The 18,653-nt window shown below is 73.9% G+C and carries 19 protein-coding genes; 3 read left to right on the top strand and 16 right to left on the bottom strand.

Annotation, left to right across the window (positions count from 1 at the left end; genetic code table 11):
* Positions 1-56: 56 nt before the first annotated feature.
* From ACP4J3_RS03380 to ACP4J3_RS03445, 14 genes are all read right to left on the bottom strand, one after another.
* A complete protein-coding gene (locus ACP4J3_RS03380; RefSeq protein WP_426530176.1) occupies positions 57-782 on the bottom strand; it encodes an ankyrin repeat domain-containing protein in 726 nt (241 codons plus the stop codon).
* 105 nt (positions 783-887) lie between these two features.
* Positions 888-1,820, bottom strand: coding sequence for an L-tyrosine/L-tryptophan isonitrile synthase family protein (locus ACP4J3_RS03385; protein ID WP_426530178.1), 933 nt, complete (start codon positions 1,818-1,820; stop codon positions 888-890).
* Positions 1,821-1,862: 42 nt separating this feature from the next.
* Positions 1,863-3,125 carry a cytochrome P450 family protein gene (locus ACP4J3_RS03390; RefSeq protein WP_426530180.1) on the bottom strand — a complete coding sequence of 421 codons (1,263 nt, stop codon included), beginning with the start codon at positions 3,123-3,125 and terminating at the stop codon, positions 1,863-1,865.
* Between the two features lie 10 nt (positions 3,126-3,135).
* Positions 3,136-4,962: an asparagine synthase (glutamine-hydrolyzing) gene (gene asnB, locus ACP4J3_RS03395; protein WP_426530182.1), complete on the bottom strand. Its 1,827-nt coding sequence runs from the start codon at positions 4,960-4,962 to the stop codon at positions 3,136-3,138.
* A 186-nt stretch (positions 4,963-5,148) separates the two neighbouring features.
* The gene (locus tag ACP4J3_RS03400; protein WP_426530184.1) at positions 5,149-6,474 is read right to left on the bottom strand and encodes an MFS transporter; all 1,326 of its coding nucleotides are present in this window, start codon (positions 6,472-6,474) and stop codon (positions 5,149-5,151) included.
* 181 nt (positions 6,475-6,655) lie between these two features.
* Complete coding sequence (locus tag ACP4J3_RS03405; protein ID WP_426530186.1) at positions 6,656-7,435, bottom strand: ABC transporter ATP-binding protein; 780 nt, start codon at positions 7,433-7,435, stop codon at positions 6,656-6,658.
* Positions 7,432-8,505 carry a FecCD family ABC transporter permease gene (locus tag ACP4J3_RS03410; protein ID WP_426530188.1) on the bottom strand — a complete coding sequence of 358 codons (1,074 nt, stop codon included), beginning with the start codon at positions 8,503-8,505 and terminating at the stop codon, positions 7,432-7,434. The genes ACP4J3_RS03405 and ACP4J3_RS03410 overlap by 4 nt, the downstream gene beginning before the upstream one ends.
* Positions 8,506-8,507: 2 nt before the next feature.
* The gene (locus tag ACP4J3_RS03415; protein WP_426530190.1) at positions 8,508-9,572 is read right to left on the bottom strand and encodes an ABC transporter substrate-binding protein; all 1,065 of its coding nucleotides are present in this window, start codon (positions 9,570-9,572) and stop codon (positions 8,508-8,510) included.
* 113 nt (positions 9,573-9,685) lie between these two features.
* Positions 9,686-10,318 carry a sigma-70 family RNA polymerase sigma factor gene (locus ACP4J3_RS03420; RefSeq protein WP_426530375.1) on the bottom strand — a complete coding sequence of 211 codons (633 nt, stop codon included), beginning with the start codon at positions 10,316-10,318 and terminating at the stop codon, positions 9,686-9,688.
* 188 nt (positions 10,319-10,506) lie between these two features.
* Complete coding sequence (locus ACP4J3_RS03425) at positions 10,507-11,277, bottom strand: hypothetical protein (RefSeq protein ID WP_426530192.1); 771 nt, start codon at positions 11,275-11,277, stop codon at positions 10,507-10,509.
* Positions 11,278-11,376: 99 nt separating this feature from the next.
* Positions 11,377-11,937, bottom strand: coding sequence for a copper chaperone PCu(A)C (locus ACP4J3_RS03430; protein ID WP_426530194.1), 561 nt, complete (start codon positions 11,935-11,937; stop codon positions 11,377-11,379).
* Positions 11,934-14,264, bottom strand: coding sequence for a heavy metal translocating P-type ATPase (locus ACP4J3_RS03435; protein ID WP_426530196.1), 2,331 nt, complete (start codon positions 14,262-14,264; stop codon positions 11,934-11,936). Before ACP4J3_RS03435 ends, ACP4J3_RS03430 begins: the two co-directional genes overlap by 4 nt.
* A complete protein-coding gene (locus tag ACP4J3_RS03440; RefSeq protein ID WP_426530198.1) occupies positions 14,264-14,506 on the bottom strand; it encodes a hypothetical protein in 243 nt (80 codons plus the stop codon). Before ACP4J3_RS03440 ends, ACP4J3_RS03435 begins: the two co-directional genes overlap by 1 nt.
* An 81-nt stretch (positions 14,507-14,587) precedes the next feature.
* Positions 14,588-15,187, bottom strand: a complete 600-nt coding sequence (locus ACP4J3_RS03445) for a DUF998 domain-containing protein (protein ID WP_426530200.1) — start codon at positions 15,185-15,187, stop codon at positions 14,588-14,590.
* A 211-nt stretch (positions 15,188-15,398) separates the two neighbouring features.
* Here ACP4J3_RS03445 and ACP4J3_RS03450 point away from each other — a divergent pair, with 211 nt between their 5' ends.
* Positions 15,399-15,857: a hypothetical protein gene (locus ACP4J3_RS03450; RefSeq protein ID WP_426530202.1), complete on the top strand. Its 459-nt coding sequence runs from the start codon at positions 15,399-15,401 to the stop codon at positions 15,855-15,857.
* Here the strand turns inward: ACP4J3_RS03450 and ACP4J3_RS03455 are convergent.
* The gene (locus ACP4J3_RS03455; RefSeq protein WP_426530204.1) at positions 15,844-16,254 is read right to left on the bottom strand and encodes a hypothetical protein; all 411 of its coding nucleotides are present in this window, start codon (positions 16,252-16,254) and stop codon (positions 15,844-15,846) included. The two genes, ACP4J3_RS03450 and ACP4J3_RS03455, sit on opposite strands and share 14 nt — an antisense overlap.
* Positions 16,255-16,384: 130 nt before the next feature.
* Between ACP4J3_RS03455 and ACP4J3_RS03460 the strand changes: the two genes are divergently transcribed.
* The gene (locus ACP4J3_RS03460) at positions 16,385-16,540 is read left to right on the top strand and encodes a hypothetical protein (protein WP_426530206.1); all 156 of its coding nucleotides are present in this window, start codon (positions 16,385-16,387) and stop codon (positions 16,538-16,540) included.
* 2 nt (positions 16,541-16,542) lie between these two features.
* Here the strand turns inward: ACP4J3_RS03460 and ACP4J3_RS03465 are convergent, their stop codons facing one another.
* On the bottom strand, positions 16,543-17,748 hold the full coding sequence (locus ACP4J3_RS03465; RefSeq protein ID WP_426530208.1) for a PP2C family protein-serine/threonine phosphatase: 1,206 nt from the start codon (positions 17,746-17,748) through the stop codon (positions 16,543-16,545).
* A 369-nt stretch (positions 17,749-18,117) separates the two neighbouring features.
* Between ACP4J3_RS03465 and ACP4J3_RS03470 the strand changes: the two genes are divergently transcribed.
* Positions 18,118-18,651, top strand: coding sequence for a hypothetical protein (locus tag ACP4J3_RS03470; protein WP_426530210.1), 534 nt, complete (start codon positions 18,118-18,120; stop codon positions 18,649-18,651).
* The last annotated feature ends 2 nt before the right edge of the window (positions 18,652-18,653 follow it).

Raw genomic sequence — 18,653 nt, forward strand, 5'->3', positions numbered from 1 at the left:
TCCCCGCCATCTCCCCAGTCTTCACCCCTCCCCCGGCGCCCGCATCTCGGCCGGTGTCAGACCAACTCCTCGGCGGACCTCGCCCCCTGCTCGCGCAGCCACCCGACCAGCGTCTCGTGGCCCTCGCGGTGGGCGGCGTCCAGCGCGGTCAGCCGGTCGTAGCCGATCCAGTTGATGTCACCGCCCCGTCGCAGCAGGTAGTCGGCCATGTCGCGCTGCCCGCCGTGGCAGGCGCACCACAGGGCGGCGGTGATGTCCTCGGCTCCGGGCCGGTCGGAGTCGGAGGCGAAGCAGGCGGCGACGCGGTCGGCCTCGCCGAGGGCGGCGGCCTGCCACAGGGTGGTGCGGGCGCCGCGCTCCACCAGGCGCCGCGCGCACCTCCACTGCCCGAAGGCCACCGCGTCCGCCAGGGGCGTGCCGTCGCCGATCACCGCGCCGTCGGCCTCGATGTCGGCGCCCAGGTCGAGCAGGGTGTCCAGGACGGGCACGTCGTCGCAGCTCGCCGCCCAGTGCAGCGGGGTCTCGCGGTGCGCGCCGGTGAACCGGGCGTTCACCTCCGCGCCGGCCGCGACCAGCGCGGCCACCGTTCGAGGGCCGGCGGGCAGGTGGCCGGGCCAGTCGGTGGCGATGTGCAGCAGGGTCCGTGTGGTCTTCATGTTGCCCACGCGCGCGGTGGCCAGCCCCGGATGCGCGGTGAGCAGGTCCTGCAGCGCCGCCACGTTGCCGGTGCGGATCGCCTCCTCGGTGGCGCGGGCCAGCGGCGCGGTCGTTTCGATCAGCATCGAGTCACCTCCCAGATCTCCACCTGGATAACACGGCCCACTGACAACGCCCCGTCCCGCCGGAAGCGGCGCCCCGCGGAACGGCGGCCGCGCAGGGGCGAGCCGTCACTCCCGCTCGTAGTGGCTCGGCCTGCCGTCGCGGTGGACCAGCCGGCCCAGGCGTCGCGCCCTGGCGTGGGGCATCAGGGTCCAGCGGCCGTCGGTCTCGCGCAGGGCGACGGAGTGCCATGGCGTGGTCCACACGTCGGGGGCGTCGAGCAGCCGGATGCCGAACTTGGCGGCGCCCACCGGCTGGGGGTGGATCGACAGACGTACCGCGCGCGGGTGGTGATCGGCGATGAGCCGGCCCCAGGCGCGGCTGCGCTGGATGACGCCGTACGCCCGTCTGCGGCACTCGCGTTGGAGGGCGGAGCGGGTGCCGGGAAACTCGGCGGTGTCCTCGACGAGGAAGCGCGTGATGCCCCGGTACAGGGCGAGGGTGGGCGCGTCGGTGCGGACCTCGGCGCGCAGGGCGTCCAGGGTGGGGGCGTAGTGGTCGTGGACGTGGGCGCGTTTGCGGTCGTGCGGGAGGTCGCCGAGGACGTCGCGCAGGTCGAACACGGTCAGGCGGCGCAGGCCCGACTCCCTGATCTGGGCGCGCAGTTCGTCGGCGTAGGCGTCGATGCGCTCGTCGGGGACGCGGATCAGATCGCCGAAGACATGGCCGTCGGAGCAGATGACGACCTGGGCGCCGGGCGGGTGGATCTTCTCGATCTCGGCGCACAGGGTGTCGAGGAAGGTGAGGGAGAGACGTTCGCCCATGTCGGGGAGGTGGCCGAGGGTCTTGGCCGGGTTGGGTGACTTGCAGGGGAAGCCGGGAAGGGTGAGGACGACGGGGGCGGCCTCGCGGACGAAGTCGTCGATCCGGCGCAGTTGATGGGGGAACGCGTCGGCCGTGGCGTGGGCCTGGTCGGTCGTGCGGTGGTGCGGCAGGAGCAGGTTCAGGATCTGTGCGCCGGTGCTCTGGGGAAGGGTGCCCGGTGCGGTCGTCAGAAGCATGTCGTTCCTCCAGTGGGCGTGCGAGCATGGGGATTCGGCGCCTCACAGCCGTCGGTCGTAGCCGACCGGCAGGCGGTTGGTGCCGCGGCCCAGGACGGCCGGGATCCACTCGATGTCCTCGTCGCTGATGGCGAGGTGGAGTCCGGGCAGGCGGGCGAGCAGGGTGCCGAGGGCGATCCGGAGTTCGGCACGGGCGAGAGCGGCGCCCGGGCAGAAGTGGATGCCATGGCCGAAGGCCAGGTGAGGATTCGGCGATCGCTCGAAGTCGAGGGCGTCGGGGTCGGGGAAGCGGGCCGGGTCGCGGTTGGCCGCGCACAGGGAGACGATCACGGAGTCGCCGGCCGGGACCTCGGTGCCGTACAGGTCGCTGTCCCGGTCGAAGAAGCGCCAGGTGGTCAGTTCGAAGGCGCTGTCATGGCGGAGCAGTTCCTCGACCGCGCGCGGCAGCAGGTCCGGGTTGCCCCGCAGCCGGGCGAGTTGGCCGGGATGGCGGAAGAGCGCCATCAGGGCGGTGGTGATCTGGTTGGTGACCGGTTCCTGGCCTGCGACGAGGAACTGGAAGATCATCGAGTCCAGTTCCGCCTGGGAGAGTTCGCCCCGGTCACGGGCCGAGACGAGCCGGCCGAGCAGGTCGTCGCCCCCGAGTTCGCGCTTGTGGGCGACGACCTCGGCGATATAGCTCTGCAGACCGTGCAGCCGGGCCTCGTATCGCGCCCGCCCCGGGTCCGTCGGCCCGACCGGCTGGACGACCTTGCCCCAGTCGCGGTCGAAGCGCACGGCCAACTCCCCCGGCAGCCCGATGACTTCGGCGAGGACCTGGAAGGGAAATCGGGCGGCGAAGCCGCTGACGAGGTCGGCGGGACCGGTGTCCGGGAGCGTGTCGACCAGGGCGTCAGCCAGCTCCTGCAAGCGCGGCTCCAGTCGCTCGACGCGGCGCGGGGTGAAGGCGTCCGTCACGAAGCGCCGCATACGGGTGTGGACCGGCGGGTCCTGGTGGAGGAGGTGGGCCTGGAGCTGGGAGTGCTGCGGTTCGGGCATGATCGAGGCGCGGGCTCGCCACCGCGCGTTGCCCCGGTCGTGGTTCTTGCCGAGGCGGTCGTCGTTGAGGGCGGCGTGGGCGGCCTCGTATCCGGTGACCAGCCAGGCCTGGACACCGCTGGGGAAGAGGACCCGGTGGACCGGGCCGGCCTCGCGCATCCGCTCGTACAGCGGATAGGGATCGGCCTTGTACGGACAGCCCATCAGCGGCACGGGGTCGGGCAGCGGCTCGGGGTCCACGGTCGGCAGGGGCTTCCGGGTGGTCATGTGCGGGCTCCTAGAGGGCGAGTTCGGGCCGGTGGTGGTCCAGCCACAGGGCGAGGTCGACGACGCGCTCGAGGCGGAGCCGGTGGCCCCACTCCAACTGCTCCGGCGGGGTGTCGAGGACGGGCTTGATGCGGGACACGTCCGCCAGGGAGCGGACCCGGTCGTCGGCCAGCGCGTCGCGGGCCAGGTCCCGCAGGCCGCGGTTGTAGTCGGGGTGGTGGGTGGCCGGGTAGTGGTTCTTGGGGCGGTGCAGCACAGAGTCGGGCGCCAGGCCCGCTCCGGCGGCACGCAGCAGGCTCTTCTCCCGGCCGTCGAAGCTCTTCAGCGCCCAGGGCACATCGAAGGCGTACTGCACGAGCCGGTGGTCGCAGTACGGCACACGGACCTCCAGGCCCTGGGCCATGCTCAACCGGTCCTTGCGGTGCAGGAGTTGGCGCAGCCAGCGGGTGAGGGACAAATGCTGCATCTCGCGCTGCCGGTGCTCGGCTGGGCTCTCGCCGTCGAGGTGGGGTACGGCGGCGAGGGCGGTGCGGTAGGTGTCGTCGCGGAACTCGCCGATGCGCAGGTCGAGTTCGGGGTTGAGCGGCATGGCGGCCTCGTCTCCGGTGACCAGCAGCCAGGGGAAGGTGCCGGCGGCCGGCGCCTCCGGGTGGTGGAACCAGGGGTAGCCGCCGAAGACCTCGTCCGCCGCCTCGCCGGACACGGCGACGGTCGAGTGCCGCCGTATCTGTCCGAACAGCAGATACAGCGAGGTGTCCATGTCGCCGACGCCGATCGGCGAGTCGCGGGCCACGACGACGGCCTCGCGGTGCTCGGGGTCGAGCAGGGCGAGTGGGTCCAGTACGACCGTGCTGTGGTCGGTGCCGATGAACGCGCCCGCCTCGACTGCGTACGGGGTGTCGTGGCCGGTGCGCAGGATGTCGCCGGTGAAGTGCTCGGCCTGGTCGCTGTAGTCGACGGCGTAAGAGCGGATGCGGGCGTCCGGGCCCTCGCGCAGCCGGAGTTCGTCGGCGAGCAGGGCGGTCAGGACGGTGGAGTCGAGGCCGCCGGACAGCAGGCCGCACAGCGGGACGTCGGCCTCCAACTGGCCGCGGGCGGCGCCGCCGACCAGGCTGCGGATCCGCTCCACGGTGGCGTCCCGGTCGTCCTCGTGCCGGTCTGCCTCCAGCCGCCAGTAGCGGTGCTCGCGGATGCCGTCCCGGTCCAGGACGAGCAGCCCGCCCGGCTCGACCTCGCGCACGCCGGACCACACCGTCGGCCCGGTGTTGAACAGCAGGCTGTATGCCTCGCGCAGCCCGTCGGCGTCCACCCGGGGCCGTATCTCCGGGTGCCGGAAGAGCGCCTTGGGCTCGGAGGCGAAGGCCAGGCCGCCGTCCACGGCCGCCCAGAACAGCGGTTTGACGCCGAGCCGGTCGCGGACGAGGAGCAGCCGCCGCTCCCGCTCGTCCCAGACGGCGAAGGCGAACATGCCCTCCAGATGCTCGGCGAGCCCTTCGCCCCACTCGGCGTAGGCGCGCAGCACGACCTCGGTGTCGCTGCGGGTGCGGAACCGGTGTCCGCGGCCGCGCAGTTCGGCGCGCAGTGCGTGGTGGTTGTAGATCTCTCCGCTGTAGGTGAGGACGGCGGTGGGCTCGTGCGGCCGGTCGGTCATCGGCTGGGTGCCGCCTTCGAGGTCGATGACGGCGAGGCGGCGGTGGCCGATCGCGGCCCGCTCGCCGAGCCACACGCCCCCGGCGTCGGGGCCGCGCCGGGCGAGTTCGGCGGTCATGGCCTCGATGACCGGGGCCTGGGTGCGGGCGTCGCGGTGGAAGGACGCCCAGCCGGTGATTCCGCACATGGGGTGCTCCTGGATCAGGGGGAGACGGGGTGGGTGGTCTGTCCGGTCCCGGCCGGGGGCCGTCGGACGCGCAGGGAGAGCAGAGGTACGGGCGAGTGGATCAAGGGGGCGCGGGGGCGGTCGTCCAATCAGACCCGGTGGGCGTCCGACGGCCCGGCAGGGAGAAATGAGGTACGGGCGAGTGGATCAAGGGGGCGCGGGGGCGGTCGTCCGATCAGACCCGGTGGGCGTCCGACGGGCGGGCAGGGCGAGCAGGGGTACGGCGAGGGCGGCGGCCCCGGCGGCGAGGGTCAGCGCGGCCCGGGCGCCGGCGCCGGACCAGGCGGCGGTGGCCAGGGCGGGGCCGAGGGTGAAGCCGAGGCTGCGGGCGGCCTGCACCGTGGAGCCGACGGTGGCGGTCCGGTCCGCCGGGGCGGCGCCCATGATCAGGGCCTGCGTCGGGCCGCCGCCCAGGCCCATGCCGACGCCGGCCAGCGCCAGCCGCCAGGCAACGTCGGGCGGGGACCAGGCGTCGGCCGGCGGGGTCAGCAGGAGCAGGCCGGCCGTGGTGAGCGCGGCGCCGGTGACCGCGACGGGCCGTGGGCCGTACCGGTCCGCGAGCCTGCCGCCGAGCGGGCCGGCCAGCCCCATGCCGAGCGGGAAGGCCAGCACGGTCAGCCCGGTCGCGGTGGCGCTGACGCCCTCGTCGCGCTGGAGGTGCAGGGCGACGACGTAGTGCATGGCGGCGAACCCGGCCGCCGACGCGAGGACCGCGCCATGCGGCCGCACCAGTCCCGCCGACCTCAGGACGCCGGCCACCGCACGACCGCCCGGCCCGCGCAGCCACCACCACAGCGGCGGTACGGCGGCGACCGCGAGCAGAACCCACGGCGGTCGCCCGGAGCCCAGGGTCAGCGCGAGCAGCAGCATGGCCAGGCCGCCGCCCACCAGCAGCGCGTCGGCCAGGGAGCGCCGGTCGGGCACGCGCGGCGCACCGTCCCCGGGCATCGCCCTCCAGGCCAGGGCGAGGGCCGCCAGACAGAACGGGATCTTGACCAGGAAGACCCAGCGCCAGCCCAGGTGGTCCAGCAGCGGCCCGCCCACCGCCGGGCCGGTCACCGCGCCCAGTGGGCCGAGCGTGGCGGGCACGCTCATGGCCCGGCCGCGTACTTCGGGCCGCACGGCGCGGATCACCAGCACCGGCATCAGCACGAACAGCACCGCAGCGCAGGCGCCCTGCCCGATCCGGGCCGCGATCAGCCAGGCCGCCCAGGGAGCGAGCCCGGCCAGCGCCCCGCACAGCGCGAAGCCACCGGTCGCCGCGCACAGCGCGCGCCTCGCGCCCCCGCCGTCCAGCCACCGCCCGACGGGCAACAGCAGGGCGACGACCGGGAGTTGATAGCCCAGCGCCGCCCACTGCGCCGTGGCGGGCGGGACGTGCAGGCCGTCGGCGATCTCGGCCAGCGCCACATTGACGATGTTCATGTCGAGCATGGCCACGAACGACAGCGCGCCCGCCACGGCCACGAGCATCCAACGGTCCTCGACCGCCGCTATGTGACCGGGGCGCCCCGTATCCGCGCCCGGACCCTGGTTGGTCACTCTCGCGCCCTCTCGTCGTGCGGGCCGCCGACAGCGGCCTCGTCTCAGAGGTCGGGAGCGCCCGGCGCCGAGTTCCCCGGTTATCGACGGAAATATGAGGAATGCGAGGGCGTCAGAGGCTGGCCGGGGTCCGGTGGTCGAAGGCGATCAGCGGGTCGCCGGTGAGCGGATGGTCGACCACGGTCGCCCGTACGCCGAACACCTCGGCCAGCAGGGCCGGTCGCAGCACCTCCCGGGGCGGCCCGGAGGCGACCACGTGGCCGCCGTGCAGGACGTGCAGCCGGTCGCAGACGGAGGCGGCGGCGTTGAGGTCGTGCAGCGACACCAGGGTCGTGCGGCGCTGCTCGCGCAGCAGGGCGAGCAGTTCCACCTGGTGGCGGATGTCGAGGTGGTTGGTGGGCTCGTCCAGGACCAGGACGTCCGGCTGCTGGGCGAAGGCGCGGGCGAGCAGGACGCGTTGGCGTTCGCCGCCGGACAGTTCGGTGAAGCGGCGCCCGCTGTGGTGCGCCATGCCGACGTCCGCGAGGGCGCGGGCGACGACGTCCCGGTCGGCGGCGTCCTCCCCGGCGAACGCCCGCTTGTACGGGGTCCGGCCCATGGCGACGACCTCGCGGACGGTCAGCTCGAAGTCGCCGCCCCGCTCCTGCGGGAGAGCGGCGATGTGGCGGGCCGCCTGGACGGGGCTCAGCCGGCGCAGGTCGGCGCCGCAGAGCAGGACCCGGCCGGCGGTCGGCTTCAGGTGCCGGTAGACGGTGCGCAGGAGGGTGGACTTTCCGCTGCCGTTCGGACCGACGAGGCCGGTGATCTCGCCCTCGGCGGCGACCAGACGGGCGCCGGAGACGACCGTACGGCCGTCGTAGGCGACGCGCAGGTCCTCGATGTCGATTCTCAACGTCCGCTCCCCAGGCGCCGGTCCAGCAGATACAGCAGGGCCGGAGCACCGATGAGCGAGGTGACCACGCCGACCGGCAGCTCCTGTGTGTCCATCGCCGTACGGCACACGATGTCGACCACGACCAGGAGCAGCGCCCCGGACAGCGCCGAGACGGGCAGCAGCCGGCGGTGGTCGCCGCCGACGACCAGGCGGCAGGCGTGCGGCACCATCAGCGCGACGAAGGCGATGGCGCCGGAGACGGCGACGAGCACGCCGGTCAGCAGGCTGGTGAGGGTGAACAGTTCCCGGCGCAGACGGGTGGCGTCGACGCCGAGCCCGGCGGCCGTCTCGTCGCCCATGATCAGCGCGTTGAGCTGGCGGGCGCGCGCCTGGAGCCACAGCAGGGTGACGGGCACGGCGACCGCGGGTGCGGCGAGCAGCGGCCAACTCGCGCCGCTCAGACTGCCCATGAGCCAGAACAGCACACCGTGGGTCTGCTGCTCGTCGCCGGCCTGGAGGACGAGGTAGCTGGTGAAGCCGGACAGGAACTGCCCGATCGCCACCCCGGCGAGCACCAGCCGAAGCGGCGCGAATCCGCCGCGGCGCCGGGCCACCGCCCATACCAGCGCGAAGGTGGCCAGGGCGCCCGCGAAGGCCGCGCCGGACAGGCCGAGGCCCAGCGCGCCGCCGGTGCCGAGGCCGAGCACGATCGCGGCGACCGCCCCGAGGGAGGCGCCGTTGGAGATGCCCAGGAAGTAGGGGTCGGCCAGCGGGTTGCGCACCAGTGCCTGCATCGCCGTACCGACGAGACCGAGCCCGGCGCCGACGAGGGCCGCCAACAGGGCGCGGGGGACGCGGAGTTGCCAGACGATCAGGTCGTCGGTGCCGGGGCGGGGCGGCTCGCCGGACAGGCGTCGCCCGACCACTCCCCACACCTCGCCGGCCGGGATGGACGTCGAGCCCCAGGAGACGGCCGCGGTGAGGGCGGCGAGCAGTGCCGGCACCAGGACGAGGGCGACGGGCGCGGCGGGCAGGGAGCGCCGGCGCCGATCCGCCGTGTCCTGACGGCTCGCCAGGGTGTCGAGCACGGTCAGCCGACCTTGCCGGGGTGGAGCCGCTTCGCGATCGCCTGGACCGTGTCGGCGTTGGTGACGCCGGCGATGGTGGTCCGCTCGGAGCCGATGCGCAGGAGGTGGCCCTCCTCGACGGCCTTCAGGCCCTTGGTGGCGGGGTTCGACTCCAGCCACTTCTGCGCCTCGTCGAACGCCTTGTCGTTCGCGGCCTCGCTGCCCCGGTCGCGCACCCCGAGCTGGATCCAGTCCGGATCCTTGGCGATCACGTCCTCCCAGCCGACCTGCTTGAAGTCGCCGTCGCAGTCGGCGAAGACATTGCGCGCCCCGGCCTGAGTGATCACCGCGTTGGCGATCTGCCGGTTGCAGACGGCCATCGGCTGCTTGGTGCCGGCGTCGTAGTCGAAGAAGAAGTAGGTCGGCCGTTTGCTCTCGGGTGTGTCGCCGACCGCCTCGCGGACGGCGGCCACCTTCTTCCTCATCCCGTCGACGAGTTCCTTCGCCTTCGCGCTCGTGCCGGTGACCGCGCCGAGGGAGGTGATGTCGTCCTCGACGGCCGACAGGTCGGTGACCGGGCTCTTGCTCATGGCGGCGCAGGCCGTGGACTTCAGGAAGATGTGCTTGATGCCGGCCGCGCTGAACTCGTCCTCGGTCGGTGTGTCCCCCATGCCGCCGCCCATGTTCATCGCGGCGAAGGTGTCGATGTAGAGGTCGGCGCCGGAGCCGAGAAGTTTCTCCTTGGGGATGACGGTCTCGCTGAGCACCTTCACCTGCCGCGCCTGGGCGTCGAGGCCCTTTGGCAGCGTGCCCTCGCCGGGCGGGAAGCCGGTGCCGATCACCTTGTCCCCGGCACCCAGCCGCAGCAGCAGTTCCAGGCTGGAGGCGTTGCTGGTGACGATGTGCTCGGGGGCCTCGGTGAAGGTGGTCCCGGCGCCCGAGCAGTCGGTGACGGTGACCGGGTAGCCCGCGGAGTCCCCCTGGCCGGCGGCGGGGCTCGGCGTGTCGCCGTTCCCGCTGCCGCATCCTGCCGCCAGAAGGCCACCGAGCACCGCGGCCGTCGTGGCCCGCCCCACACGAGAACGCATCGAAACTCCCCTTGATCCACTGAAACGCGCGGGCGGATCTCCGCCGCCCGGTCCAGTAGTCGGGGCGAACCCGGTGTCGGTTCCCGGCGGGGGAACCGACACCGGGTTCCCGGTCAGGCGGCCACAGCGTCGGCCGCGACCTCCGTCCCGGGCTCGGCCTCCAGCAACAGTTCGACGAGGGTCGCCCGGGCGCGGGCCACGCGGGAGCGGACCGTGCCGACCGGGCAGTCGCTCATCTCGGCCGCCTCCGCGTAGGGCAGGCCCACCAGTTGGGTCAGGACGAACGCCTCACGGCGCTCGTCCGGCAACGTGTCCAGCAGGTCCAGCAGGGCGACGCCGTCGTCGAAGCCGGGCAGGCCGGTCGGCTGGGCGCGTTCCGCGAGCAGCGCCCAGTCGTCGGAGTCGCACAGCTTCGGCCGGGCGGCCGCGTACCGGTGACTGTCGATCACCGCGCGGCGCGCGATGGACAGCAGCCACGCACGCGCCGAGGAGCGGCCCTCGAACCGGTGCAGGCTGCCGAGCGCACGCAGGAACGTGTCCTGCGCCAGATCGTCGGCGGCCTGCGGATCGGCGGACAGATGTGCCACATAGCGGACGACGTCACGGTGCAGCGAGCGGACGAAACGGTCCGTCGCGTCCGGGTCGCCGCCGCCGGCGGCCAGCGCCCACGCGGTCGTCGACTCGTCGCGGGCGGGCAGGGCAGGAGTGATCACCTGGTTCCTTCTCGGTAGTCCGGACTCCGGCACGAAGGCGGGCACGACGACGTCACCGCCGGGCGCGGGGCCCGGCTGCGTGACATGTGCGAGCACGCCGCACCGGCGAGTCCGGAGAAGCAAGGGATGCGGCCGTACGACAGGTACGGCCGGGGCCCGAGGCGCCGGCGGCGCCGACGATGCGACGTCCGGGTCCGTGCGGCCTCGGGGAACCGGCTGTCTCAGACGACAGCGATCCCCGCCGGCGGCCCCCGAGAGGTGATCGTGTGGACGAGCGGCAGCAGCCGCGGCGCCCGGTCGGAGCGGGTGCGCCGCGGACGCAGTCGCGGCCGGTGCGGCGGCGTCGGCAGAGCGAGCGACAGCCGCAGCGGGGCGGCCAGCCATCCGGCGACGGCCCGCAGGATACGGAACGCGGCGCGCTCACCGTGGCCCAGCCACAGGCCACACAGCAGCGCGGCGAGGGTGTGGGCGGCGAACATGGCGAGCGATGACGTGCCGCCCATGTCGTGGCCCGTGCCCATGTGACTCACATCCATGTGGCCCACACCCATGTGGTCCACACCCATGTGGCTCATGCCCGTGTGCCCGCCGCCCATGTGGCTCATGCCCGTGTGCCCGCCGCCCATGTGGCTCATGCCCGTGTGCCCGCCGCCCATGGCGCCCATCGAAGCCATGGAGGTCGGATCCATGGAACCTCCGCCCATGAACATGGAGCCCATGGCGTGCCCGGTCGCGGCGGAGGACTGCGCGAACTCGAAGGCCGCGTGCAGCCCGCCCTGGGCGACGACCACGACGGACATGACCAGGGGGAGGCCGCGCTCCCGGCCCGCCAGGCACCAGCCCACGGCGCCCGTGACGAGGGCACCGGCGGCCAGCGTCCACCACGGGACGGTCACACCCGACATCAGGACGTGGCCGAGGGCAGCGAGCAGCACACAGACGGACGCGAACACCGCGGCCCGTATTGTGCGCACACACCACCCAGCAGTCATGACGGCCCTCATCCTCGCATCCTGGGCCCACTCGTCACGGGTGGGTACGCAGCACACCCCCGTCCCGCACTCAAGCCCAGCAGAGTGATACAAGACACATCAGCGGGAGGGGCGGATCACCTTCGCCTGCACCTCGATCCGCCCAGCCCGCTCGAAGTGCAGGGTGAACGGCACATACGTGCCCGTCTGCCACTCCGGTTCGGCCCGCAGCGTCACGTCGAGCCCGAACGGGGACATGATGAGACCGCCTCCGGCCGGGACGCGGGCCGAGTCCACGGTCTGCGCGTACGCCGCCCTGCCGCTCGTCATGCGGTGACGGCTGAGCGTCATGGCGCCACCGACTGCGGACGACGTCACCTTCAGCAGCCGGTCGTCGGCGCCCCCGGTGTTGGTGATCCGGAAGAACGCGGCGGTGTCCCGGACGTCGCCGTACGGCAGGAAGACCCGCCCGTCGGTGACGGCGACCCGCGCCGGGCTGCCCGCGCTGCCCGAGCCCACCCAGGTGGTCAGGCCGCCCAGGGCGACGGCGCACGCGGCGATCGGGGCGAGCGCCGCGAGCAGACCCTCGGTGATCCGGCGGCGGGTCGGGCGCCAGTCCCCGGGACCGGCCGTTCGCTCGCCCGCGGAGTCGGTCGCTGGTTCGGCCGTACGGAGGCTCATCGGGTACCACCTCCGGCGGCGACGGTCTCCCGGCCCGGGCGGGCGGCATGGTGACGGCTGTGCGCCGGCGCCGGCTGCCAGGCCCGCAGCCGCAGGCTGTTGCCCACCACGAGCAGTGAGCTGAGCGACATGGCCACCGCGGCCACCATGGGGTTGAGCAGGCCGACCATGGCGAGGGGCACGGTGACCGCGTTGTAGCCGAAGGCCCACAGCAGGTTGGCGCGGATCGTGCCCAGGGTGCGCCGGGCGAGCCGTACGGCGTCCCCGAGCGCCTCGATGTCGCCGCGCACCAGGGTCACGTCGGCGGCGCCGATCGCCACGTCCGTGCCTGTGCCCATGGCGATGCCGAGGTCGGCGCCGGCCAGCGCCGCCGCGTCGTTGACGCCGTCCCCGACGACGGCAACCCGGAGGCCCTGTCCCCTCAGCTCCCGTACGAGGCCGGCCTTGTCCTCGGGGGTGTGGCGGGCGCGCACCTCGTCGATGCCGAGCGCGGACGCGACCGCCCGGGCCGGTGCCTCCCGGTCGCCGGTGGCGAGCACCGGGTGCACACCGAGTCGGCGCAGCCGGTGCACGGCCCGGAAGCTGCCGGGGCGTACGACGTCCCCGAGTTCGATCAGCGCCTCGGTCACCCCGTCGACGCGGACGAGGACGGGCGTGTGCGCGGCCGCCTCGGCCGCCGGGAGCGCGTCCGCGAGGGCCGTGGGCAGTTCGTCGTCCGGCGCGAGGACTTCGACCATCCGGCCCTCGACCCGGCCGCGGACACCCCGGCCCGCCTCGGCCCGGAAGTCGCGCACCTCGGGCAACGGCCCCTGCGAGGGCAGGGCCCTGCGGGCGTACGCGACGATCGCGCGGCCCAGCGGGTGTTCCGAGCCCTGTTCCACGGCTCCGGCCAGCCGCAGCACGGCCTCCGTGCCGAGCCCGTCGGGCACGGCCGTGACGCGGGCGACGCTCATGTGCCCCGAGGTGAGGGTGCCGGTCTTGTCGAGGACGACGGTGTCGATGTGCTGGAGCCCCTCCAGGGCCTGCGGGCCCCGGATGAGGACGCCGAGTTGGGCGCCGCGTCCGGTGGCGGCCATCAGCGCGGTCGGGGTGGCCAGGCCCAGCGCGCAGGGGCAGGCCACGACCAGGACGGCCACGCACGCGGTGATCGCCGCCTGCGGATCGGCCCCCGCCCCGAGCCAGAACCCGAGCACGGTGACGGCCAGCGCCAGCACCACGGGCACGAACACCCCGGCCACGGCGTCGGCCAGCCGCTGCGCCCGCGCCTTCCCGGCCTGGGCCTCCGTCACCAGCCGGGTGATCCGCGCCAGTTGGGTGTCCGCGCCGACGGCGGTGGCCCGCACGAGCAGCAGCCCGCCGGCGTTGACGGCGCCGCCCACCACCGCCGAGCCGGGCCCGACCTCGACCGGCTCGCTCTCCCCGGTCACCAGCGACAGGTCCACGGCGGAGTTGCCCTCCACCACCTCACCGTCGGTGGCGACCCGCTCGCCGGGCCGGACAAGGAAGATCCGCCCGACGGTCAACTCCTCGATGGGCACGAGGAGTTCGGTGCCGTCGCCCTGTCGCACCGACACTTCCTTCGCGGCCAGCCGGGCGAGGGAGCGCAGCGCCGCCCCGGTGCCGGACCGCGCCCGCGCCTCCAGGAACCGGCCGGCCAGCACGAAGAGCGGCACGCCGACGGCCGCTTCGAGGTAGACGTGCGCGACGGCGTCCGAGGCGGAGGGCAGCAGGCTGAACGGCATCCGCATCCCGGGCGCGCCCGCGCCGCCGAGGAACAGGGCGTACGCCGACCAGGAGAAGGACGCCGCGACCCCGAGCGAGACCAGCGTGTCCATGGTCGCCGTCGAGTGCCGCAGCCCGCGCAGCGCCCGTACGTGGAACGGCCAGGCGCTCCACACGGCGACCGGCGCGGCCAGCGCGAAGCACAGCCACTGCCAGTTGCGGAACTGCCAGGCGGGCACCATGGACAGCACGAGCACCGGTGCCGCGAGCAGGGCGGTGACCAGCAGCCGGTCCCGCTCCCGCCGGGTGGCCTCGGACTTCTCCCCGCCCCTGTCGCCCCCTTCGTCCCGGGGTTCGGCCGCCTTCGGCGGTTCGGGCAAGGCGGCCGTGTATCCGGCCTGTTCCACGGTCGCCACGAGTTCCTCGGGGCTCACGTCCGGCGGATGGCTGACCCGGGCGCGTCCGGTGGCCAGGTTGACCGTGGCGGTCACGCCCGCCAGCTTGGCGAGCTTCTTCTCCACCCGCCGTACGCAGGCCGCGCAGGTCATTCCGCCGACGGTCAGGTCGGTCGTGGTGGTGAGCGCGGGTGCCGGTTCCGTGGCCATCAGTGGCCGCTCCCGTGCCGCATGTCCATGCCCCCCGTGTCTCCCATGTCTTCGATGTCGGTGCCGCCGCTCGTCCCGGAGCGGTGCATGCCGGGCGCGACGGGCCCGGCGGCGGCTCCAACGGCGTACGACACCGCGAAGATCAGGGCGAGCAGCAGCAGAAACCCGCACAGGGCGGGCGGGGGCGCGAGCGCGCGCAGCACCGTGCCCGCCCCGCGAGCGGACTGCTGGGGTTCTTTCATCACCGGCCTCCTGACGTGCGTACCGCTACAGGAGTCGGGTCGGCGGGGCGGGGAGTTCCCGGACCTCGCGGGCCGCCCCGGTCAGCGCGCGGGCCCGGTGTCGTACCGGTGGCGCAGGCAGGAGGCGACGACCACGAACGGCCACAGGGACTGGATGGAGGTCACCAGGCGTTCGGCGGCGCCGGCGGCACCGTCGTTGTGCATCTCGATCACGAACCAGGCGGCGCTGACCACCATCAGCACGGTCGCCGCGGCGGAGGGCACGAGCCGCAGCCCCCAGGGTGCGGCGCCGCGGCGATCGGCGGCCAGGACCGGCCACAGGGCGAGGAACGCGAAGCCGACGGCGGCGACCGCACCGTGCCGCAGAGACCCTCCGCTGCTCGGCGGCGGGAGCAGGGCCACCACGAACGCCGCCACTCCCCCGGCGCCCAGCGCCACCCGTCCAGGCAGCGCGGCCGCGCGCAGCCCCAGGGCGGTGAGCAGATGGCAGATGCCCAGGGCGGCCAGCGCCGAGCTCATCACCCAGAATCCGGCGGCGCCGTACGCTGCCAGGACGCTGATCGTCTGCGTGGCGGGGTCGTAGGCGGGACCCTCCAGCCGCGCCGCGATCGTCCAGCCGCAGATCAGCACGACCGGCGCGCATCCCGACGAGAGCAGAGCCCATCTAGGAACGAGTGGCATCGAACAACCGTAAAGTGCACCAATCGACTCACTCGTCAGCTACCCGCAGACGCGGCGCGCCGGAGTCGAACAGGACTGCGACGGTCGTACGGATCGAGTGCAAACGCCAGGCCACGCCACCCCTTCCGGAGCATAGAAATATCCACCAGCATGAGGGGCCCTGAACGGCGGGGAGAGCTGAGAGTGCTGGGGGTGGGACATGCAGCGCGCCATGGGGAAGCAGGCCGTCGAGTGGCTCGCGGCGGCGGCGACTGATCCTCGGTCGTGCAAGCGGCGGTGGGACCGGGGCGAGGACGCGGTGCTGCTGGAGGCGGGGCGGCTGTGGGATGTGCTCAGCGTCCCGGAGTACCTCGGCCTGGGCGCCCTGGATCTGCTCAGACGCGCGCGACGGCGGGCGTGCGGACCCGTCCTGATGAACTGCGGGGCACGCCGCGTCGGCTTCTTCATCGCGCCCGCTGAGGCCACCGAGTGGCCCGGGCCCGGGGTCCGCCATGTCGGCAGGGGGTCGTGGGTCGCGGTGCCGCCGCCCTACCAGTTGGGCGGCTGGCGCCTGGAGTGGCTGCTGCCGCCCGACGGGACCGGTGCCCTGTACGACCCCGACGCCGTCCGGCTGGCGCTGCGCAAGGCGGGTGGCGCTCGTTCCGCGCCGGTACGCGTCAGTCGGCCTTGAGAGGGCCGGCGACGCCGACGCGTCCGCCGCAGGCGCTCCCCTCCCACACGAACACCGGACCGGGCAGGCCCCGGGGGACGAGGATCGCCGGTACGTGCCCGGGCTCGTCGGCGTGCCGCTCACCCGCCGGGTCGGCGTCGGCGTCGGCAGTGCGGGCCAGGCCCGCGCACGGGCCGACCGCCCAGGAGGTGATGGCGGGCGGGCGGCTGTCGGCGGCCGTGACGTGGTCCCAGGCCGTGTCGCGGCGGCCCGGAACGGCACGCCCTTGGGCGCGCCACTCCGCGACCAGTTCCGCGTAGATCGACGGCCGGCCCCGGATGCCGGTGACCGGTACGACGTACGACACGGGTGCGGCATCGCCTCCCAGGGCGCGCCGCGCCGGATCAGTGCTGTCCATGCCGGGGCAACGCCATGGCGTGCGCCGGTGGTACGCCGGCCGCCCCCACCACCACCCAGTCGAGTGAGCACGTCCCTCGGATGGCGGCAGCGCAGACCGCTCGCCTCGAACAGAGACAGGAGCCGATTGCATGGACCCGAGCGACAGCGCCGACGAGACCGTCGACTGCCCGTGGTGCGACGCGCTGCGGGAGGCGAGCCTGCCACCGGCGGAGCAGCCGTCCAAGTCGACGGCGCGTCGGCACGACCCGTATGTCTCGGGAGCCCAGTACGACAGCGACGACTGAGCTCAGCGGTGCTCGTCGTCGCGCAGGTCGCGCCGTCGCAGTCGGGCGGCGAGTACGGCGACGTCGTCCTCGGCGTGCCGGGCGTCGAGGCGCGCCAGCACGGTGTCGATGACCTGCTCGACGCCGGCGGAGGCCGCGAAGTCGACGGCGGCCAGCCGGTCCAGGGAGTGGTCGATGTCCTCGCCGCGGTGCTCGACGAGCCCGTCGGTGAACAGCACCAGCGTCTGGGTCGGGTCCAGCCGGTAGGTGGCCGGCTCGTAGCCGCCGAGGCCCGTGCCCAGGGGCGGGCCGACCGGCACCGGCAGCAGGGAGGTGCGGCCGTTGCCGTCGATCACGGCCGGGGGCAGATGGCCGGCGCTGGCCAGGGTCACCTGGCCGCGGTTGGGGTCGACGCGGGCGATCAGACAGGTGGCCGGGCGGCGGTCCGGCTCCGCTGAGGCGCTGTCGTCGAGCTGGCGCAGCACGCGGTGCGGGGGCAGGTCGGCGGAGGCGATGTAGCGCAGCGAGGAGCGGTACGCGGTCATGTCCACGGCGGCTTCGAGGCCGTGCCCCATGACGTCGCCGACGACGAGCAGCGACCGGCCGAAGTGCAGCCGGACGGTCTCGCACCAGTCGCCGCCGACGAGGGCGCTCTGTCCGACGGGCAGATAGCGGATGGCGACGTCCAGGTTCGGGTGCGGGCGGCCGGGCTCGGCGAGCAGGGCGCGCTGGAGATTGCCGACGATCCCGCTGATGCGCTCATGCTCCCGGGCGTGCCGGATGTGGGACGCGGCGCGTTCGGCGAGGAGGGCGAGCAGTTCGGCCTCCGCCGGGGTGAACGGTGCGCGTTCGCGGGCGCAGACCAGCCCGCCGTAGGGATGTCCGTCGGTGCTCAGCGGAACGCAGAGCGCGGTTCGGTCGCCCTCGGGGGAGGTGTACGGGATGGGCACGGCGGCCTCGCCCAGGGCGCTCTCCTGGCGCGCCGCGGCCATGGCCCACCGGACGTCGGGCAGCAGTGCCTGATCCCCCTTGACGGACTCGTACTCCGCACCGGCCTCACCGGTGGCCCACAGCACCGCCGCCGTGCCGCCCATCTGCCGGACCGCCTCCCGGGTCAGCTCCGCGCAGGTGGCGCTCTCGGTCAGCGTGGTGCCGATCCTGGCCAGGGCGGCTCGCAGCGCGGCGAGGTCCTGCGTGGGTACGTCGCCGGAGGTGACGGGCCGCGCCATCGGCGGTCGATGAAACGACTGGAACCAGCGCACCACACCAAACACCCTAAGACGGCGACAAACCTTCACAGACGGCGCACGGACCACCCGGCGCCCCACACGGCCCCGACGGATCGCGAGGCGTCGCGCGAGCACGGACAGCGTACGGGCGGTGACACGACAGGCAGGGCGGCGCCCGGCGTTCCGGCCGCCCTCGACCGGCTCCGGCGCGCTCCGTCAGTACGGGGGCGCACGCCCTGCCACCTGCCTGTTTGAAGCGCGGGCGCTCGCCCCATACGGGGAATTGGCTCCCGCCGTATGGCCGCGGCACCTGCCACCCGGTGCACTAAGGCATCAACCGGGCGTCAGCGCACCACAGGGAGGCTTTTCATGGCACTCACGGAGTGGACGAGGTCGATGGAGTGGCTGGCCGCGGCGTCGGAGGACCCCGGCGCCTGCAAGCAGGAGTGGCAGAACGGCAGCACCGGGATCGCGCTTCTGGAGGCGGGCCGGTTCTGGGACGTGCTGATCGTGCCGGAGGAGCTGGGCCTGCGGGTCGCCGACCTCCTGGAGGAGCTGGCGCTGCTCGAATCGGGCCCCTGTCTCCTGGACGCCCGGCGCCGCCATGTGGGCTTCCTGCTGCCCCCGGAGCCGCAGACCGTGTGGATCGGCACCGGTGTGCGGCTGCTCGGCGCGGGGACGTGGATCGCCGCGCCCGCCCCGCACTGCCGCTGGGGCGCACTGCGCTGGCTCGTCCCGCCGGACGGCACCGGCGCCCTGAACATGCCGGAGGTCCTGGAGGTGGCCCTCCAGCGCAGCGCGGGCGAACTGTCCCGCCTCCAGGGGCACTGTGCACCCGCCGTGCACGGCCAGATCGCACCGGCGCAGCCGTCGCTGGGCCGCCCGCAGTTGGTGCGCCAGTAGGC

Source organism: Streptomyces sp. UG1 (assembly GCF_049974585.1).
Lineage (GTDB): Bacteria > Actinomycetota > Actinomycetes > Streptomycetales > Streptomycetaceae > Streptomyces.

Coding starts and splice junctions, on each gene's coding strand:
- ACP4J3_RS03390 (WP_426530180.1), bottom strand. CDS start 3,125: ATGACCACCCGGAAGCCCCTGCCGACCGTGGACCCCGAGCCGCTGCCC.
- ACP4J3_RS03445 (WP_426530200.1), bottom strand. CDS start 15,187: ATGCCACTCGTTCCTAGATGGGCTCTGCTCTCGTCGGGATGCGCGCCG.
- ACP4J3_RS03470 (WP_426530210.1), top strand. CDS start 18,118: ATGGCACTCACGGAGTGGACGAGGTCGATGGAGTGGCTGGCCGCGGCG.
- ACP4J3_RS03425 (WP_426530192.1), bottom strand. CDS start 11,277: ATGACTGCTGGGTGGTGTGTGCGCACAATACGGGCCGCGGTGTTCGCG.
- ACP4J3_RS03415 (WP_426530190.1), bottom strand. CDS start 9,572: ATGCGTTCTCGTGTGGGGCGGGCCACGACGGCCGCGGTGCTCGGTGGC.
- ACP4J3_RS03450 (WP_426530202.1), top strand. CDS start 15,399: ATGGGGAAGCAGGCCGTCGAGTGGCTCGCGGCGGCGGCGACTGATCCT.
- ACP4J3_RS03430 (WP_426530194.1), bottom strand. CDS start 11,937: ATGAGCCTCCGTACGGCCGAACCAGCGACCGACTCCGCGGGCGAGCGA.
- ACP4J3_RS03455 (WP_426530204.1), bottom strand. CDS start 16,254: ATGGACAGCACTGATCCGGCGCGGCGCGCCCTGGGAGGCGATGCCGCA.
- ACP4J3_RS03385 (WP_426530178.1), bottom strand. CDS start 1,820: ATGCTTCTGACGACCGCACCGGGCACCCTTCCCCAGAGCACCGGCGCA.
- ACP4J3_RS03460 (WP_426530206.1), top strand. CDS start 16,385: ATGGACCCGAGCGACAGCGCCGACGAGACCGTCGACTGCCCGTGGTGC.
- ACP4J3_RS03440 (WP_426530198.1), bottom strand. CDS start 14,506: ATGAAAGAACCCCAGCAGTCCGCTCGCGGGGCGGGCACGGTGCTGCGC.
- ACP4J3_RS03400 (WP_426530184.1), bottom strand. CDS start 6,474: ATGCTCGTGGCCGTGGCGGGCGCGCTGTCGTTCGTGGCCATGCTCGAC.
- asnB (WP_426530182.1), bottom strand. CDS start 4,962: ATGTGCGGAATCACCGGCTGGGCGTCCTTCCACCGCGACGCCCGCACC.
- ACP4J3_RS03465 (WP_426530208.1), bottom strand. CDS start 17,748: ATGGCGCGGCCCGTCACCTCCGGCGACGTACCCACGCAGGACCTCGCC.
- ACP4J3_RS03435 (WP_426530196.1), bottom strand. CDS start 14,264: ATGGCCACGGAACCGGCACCCGCGCTCACCACCACGACCGACCTGACC.
- ACP4J3_RS03380 (WP_426530176.1), bottom strand. CDS start 782: ATGCTGATCGAAACGACCGCGCCGCTGGCCCGCGCCACCGAGGAGGCG.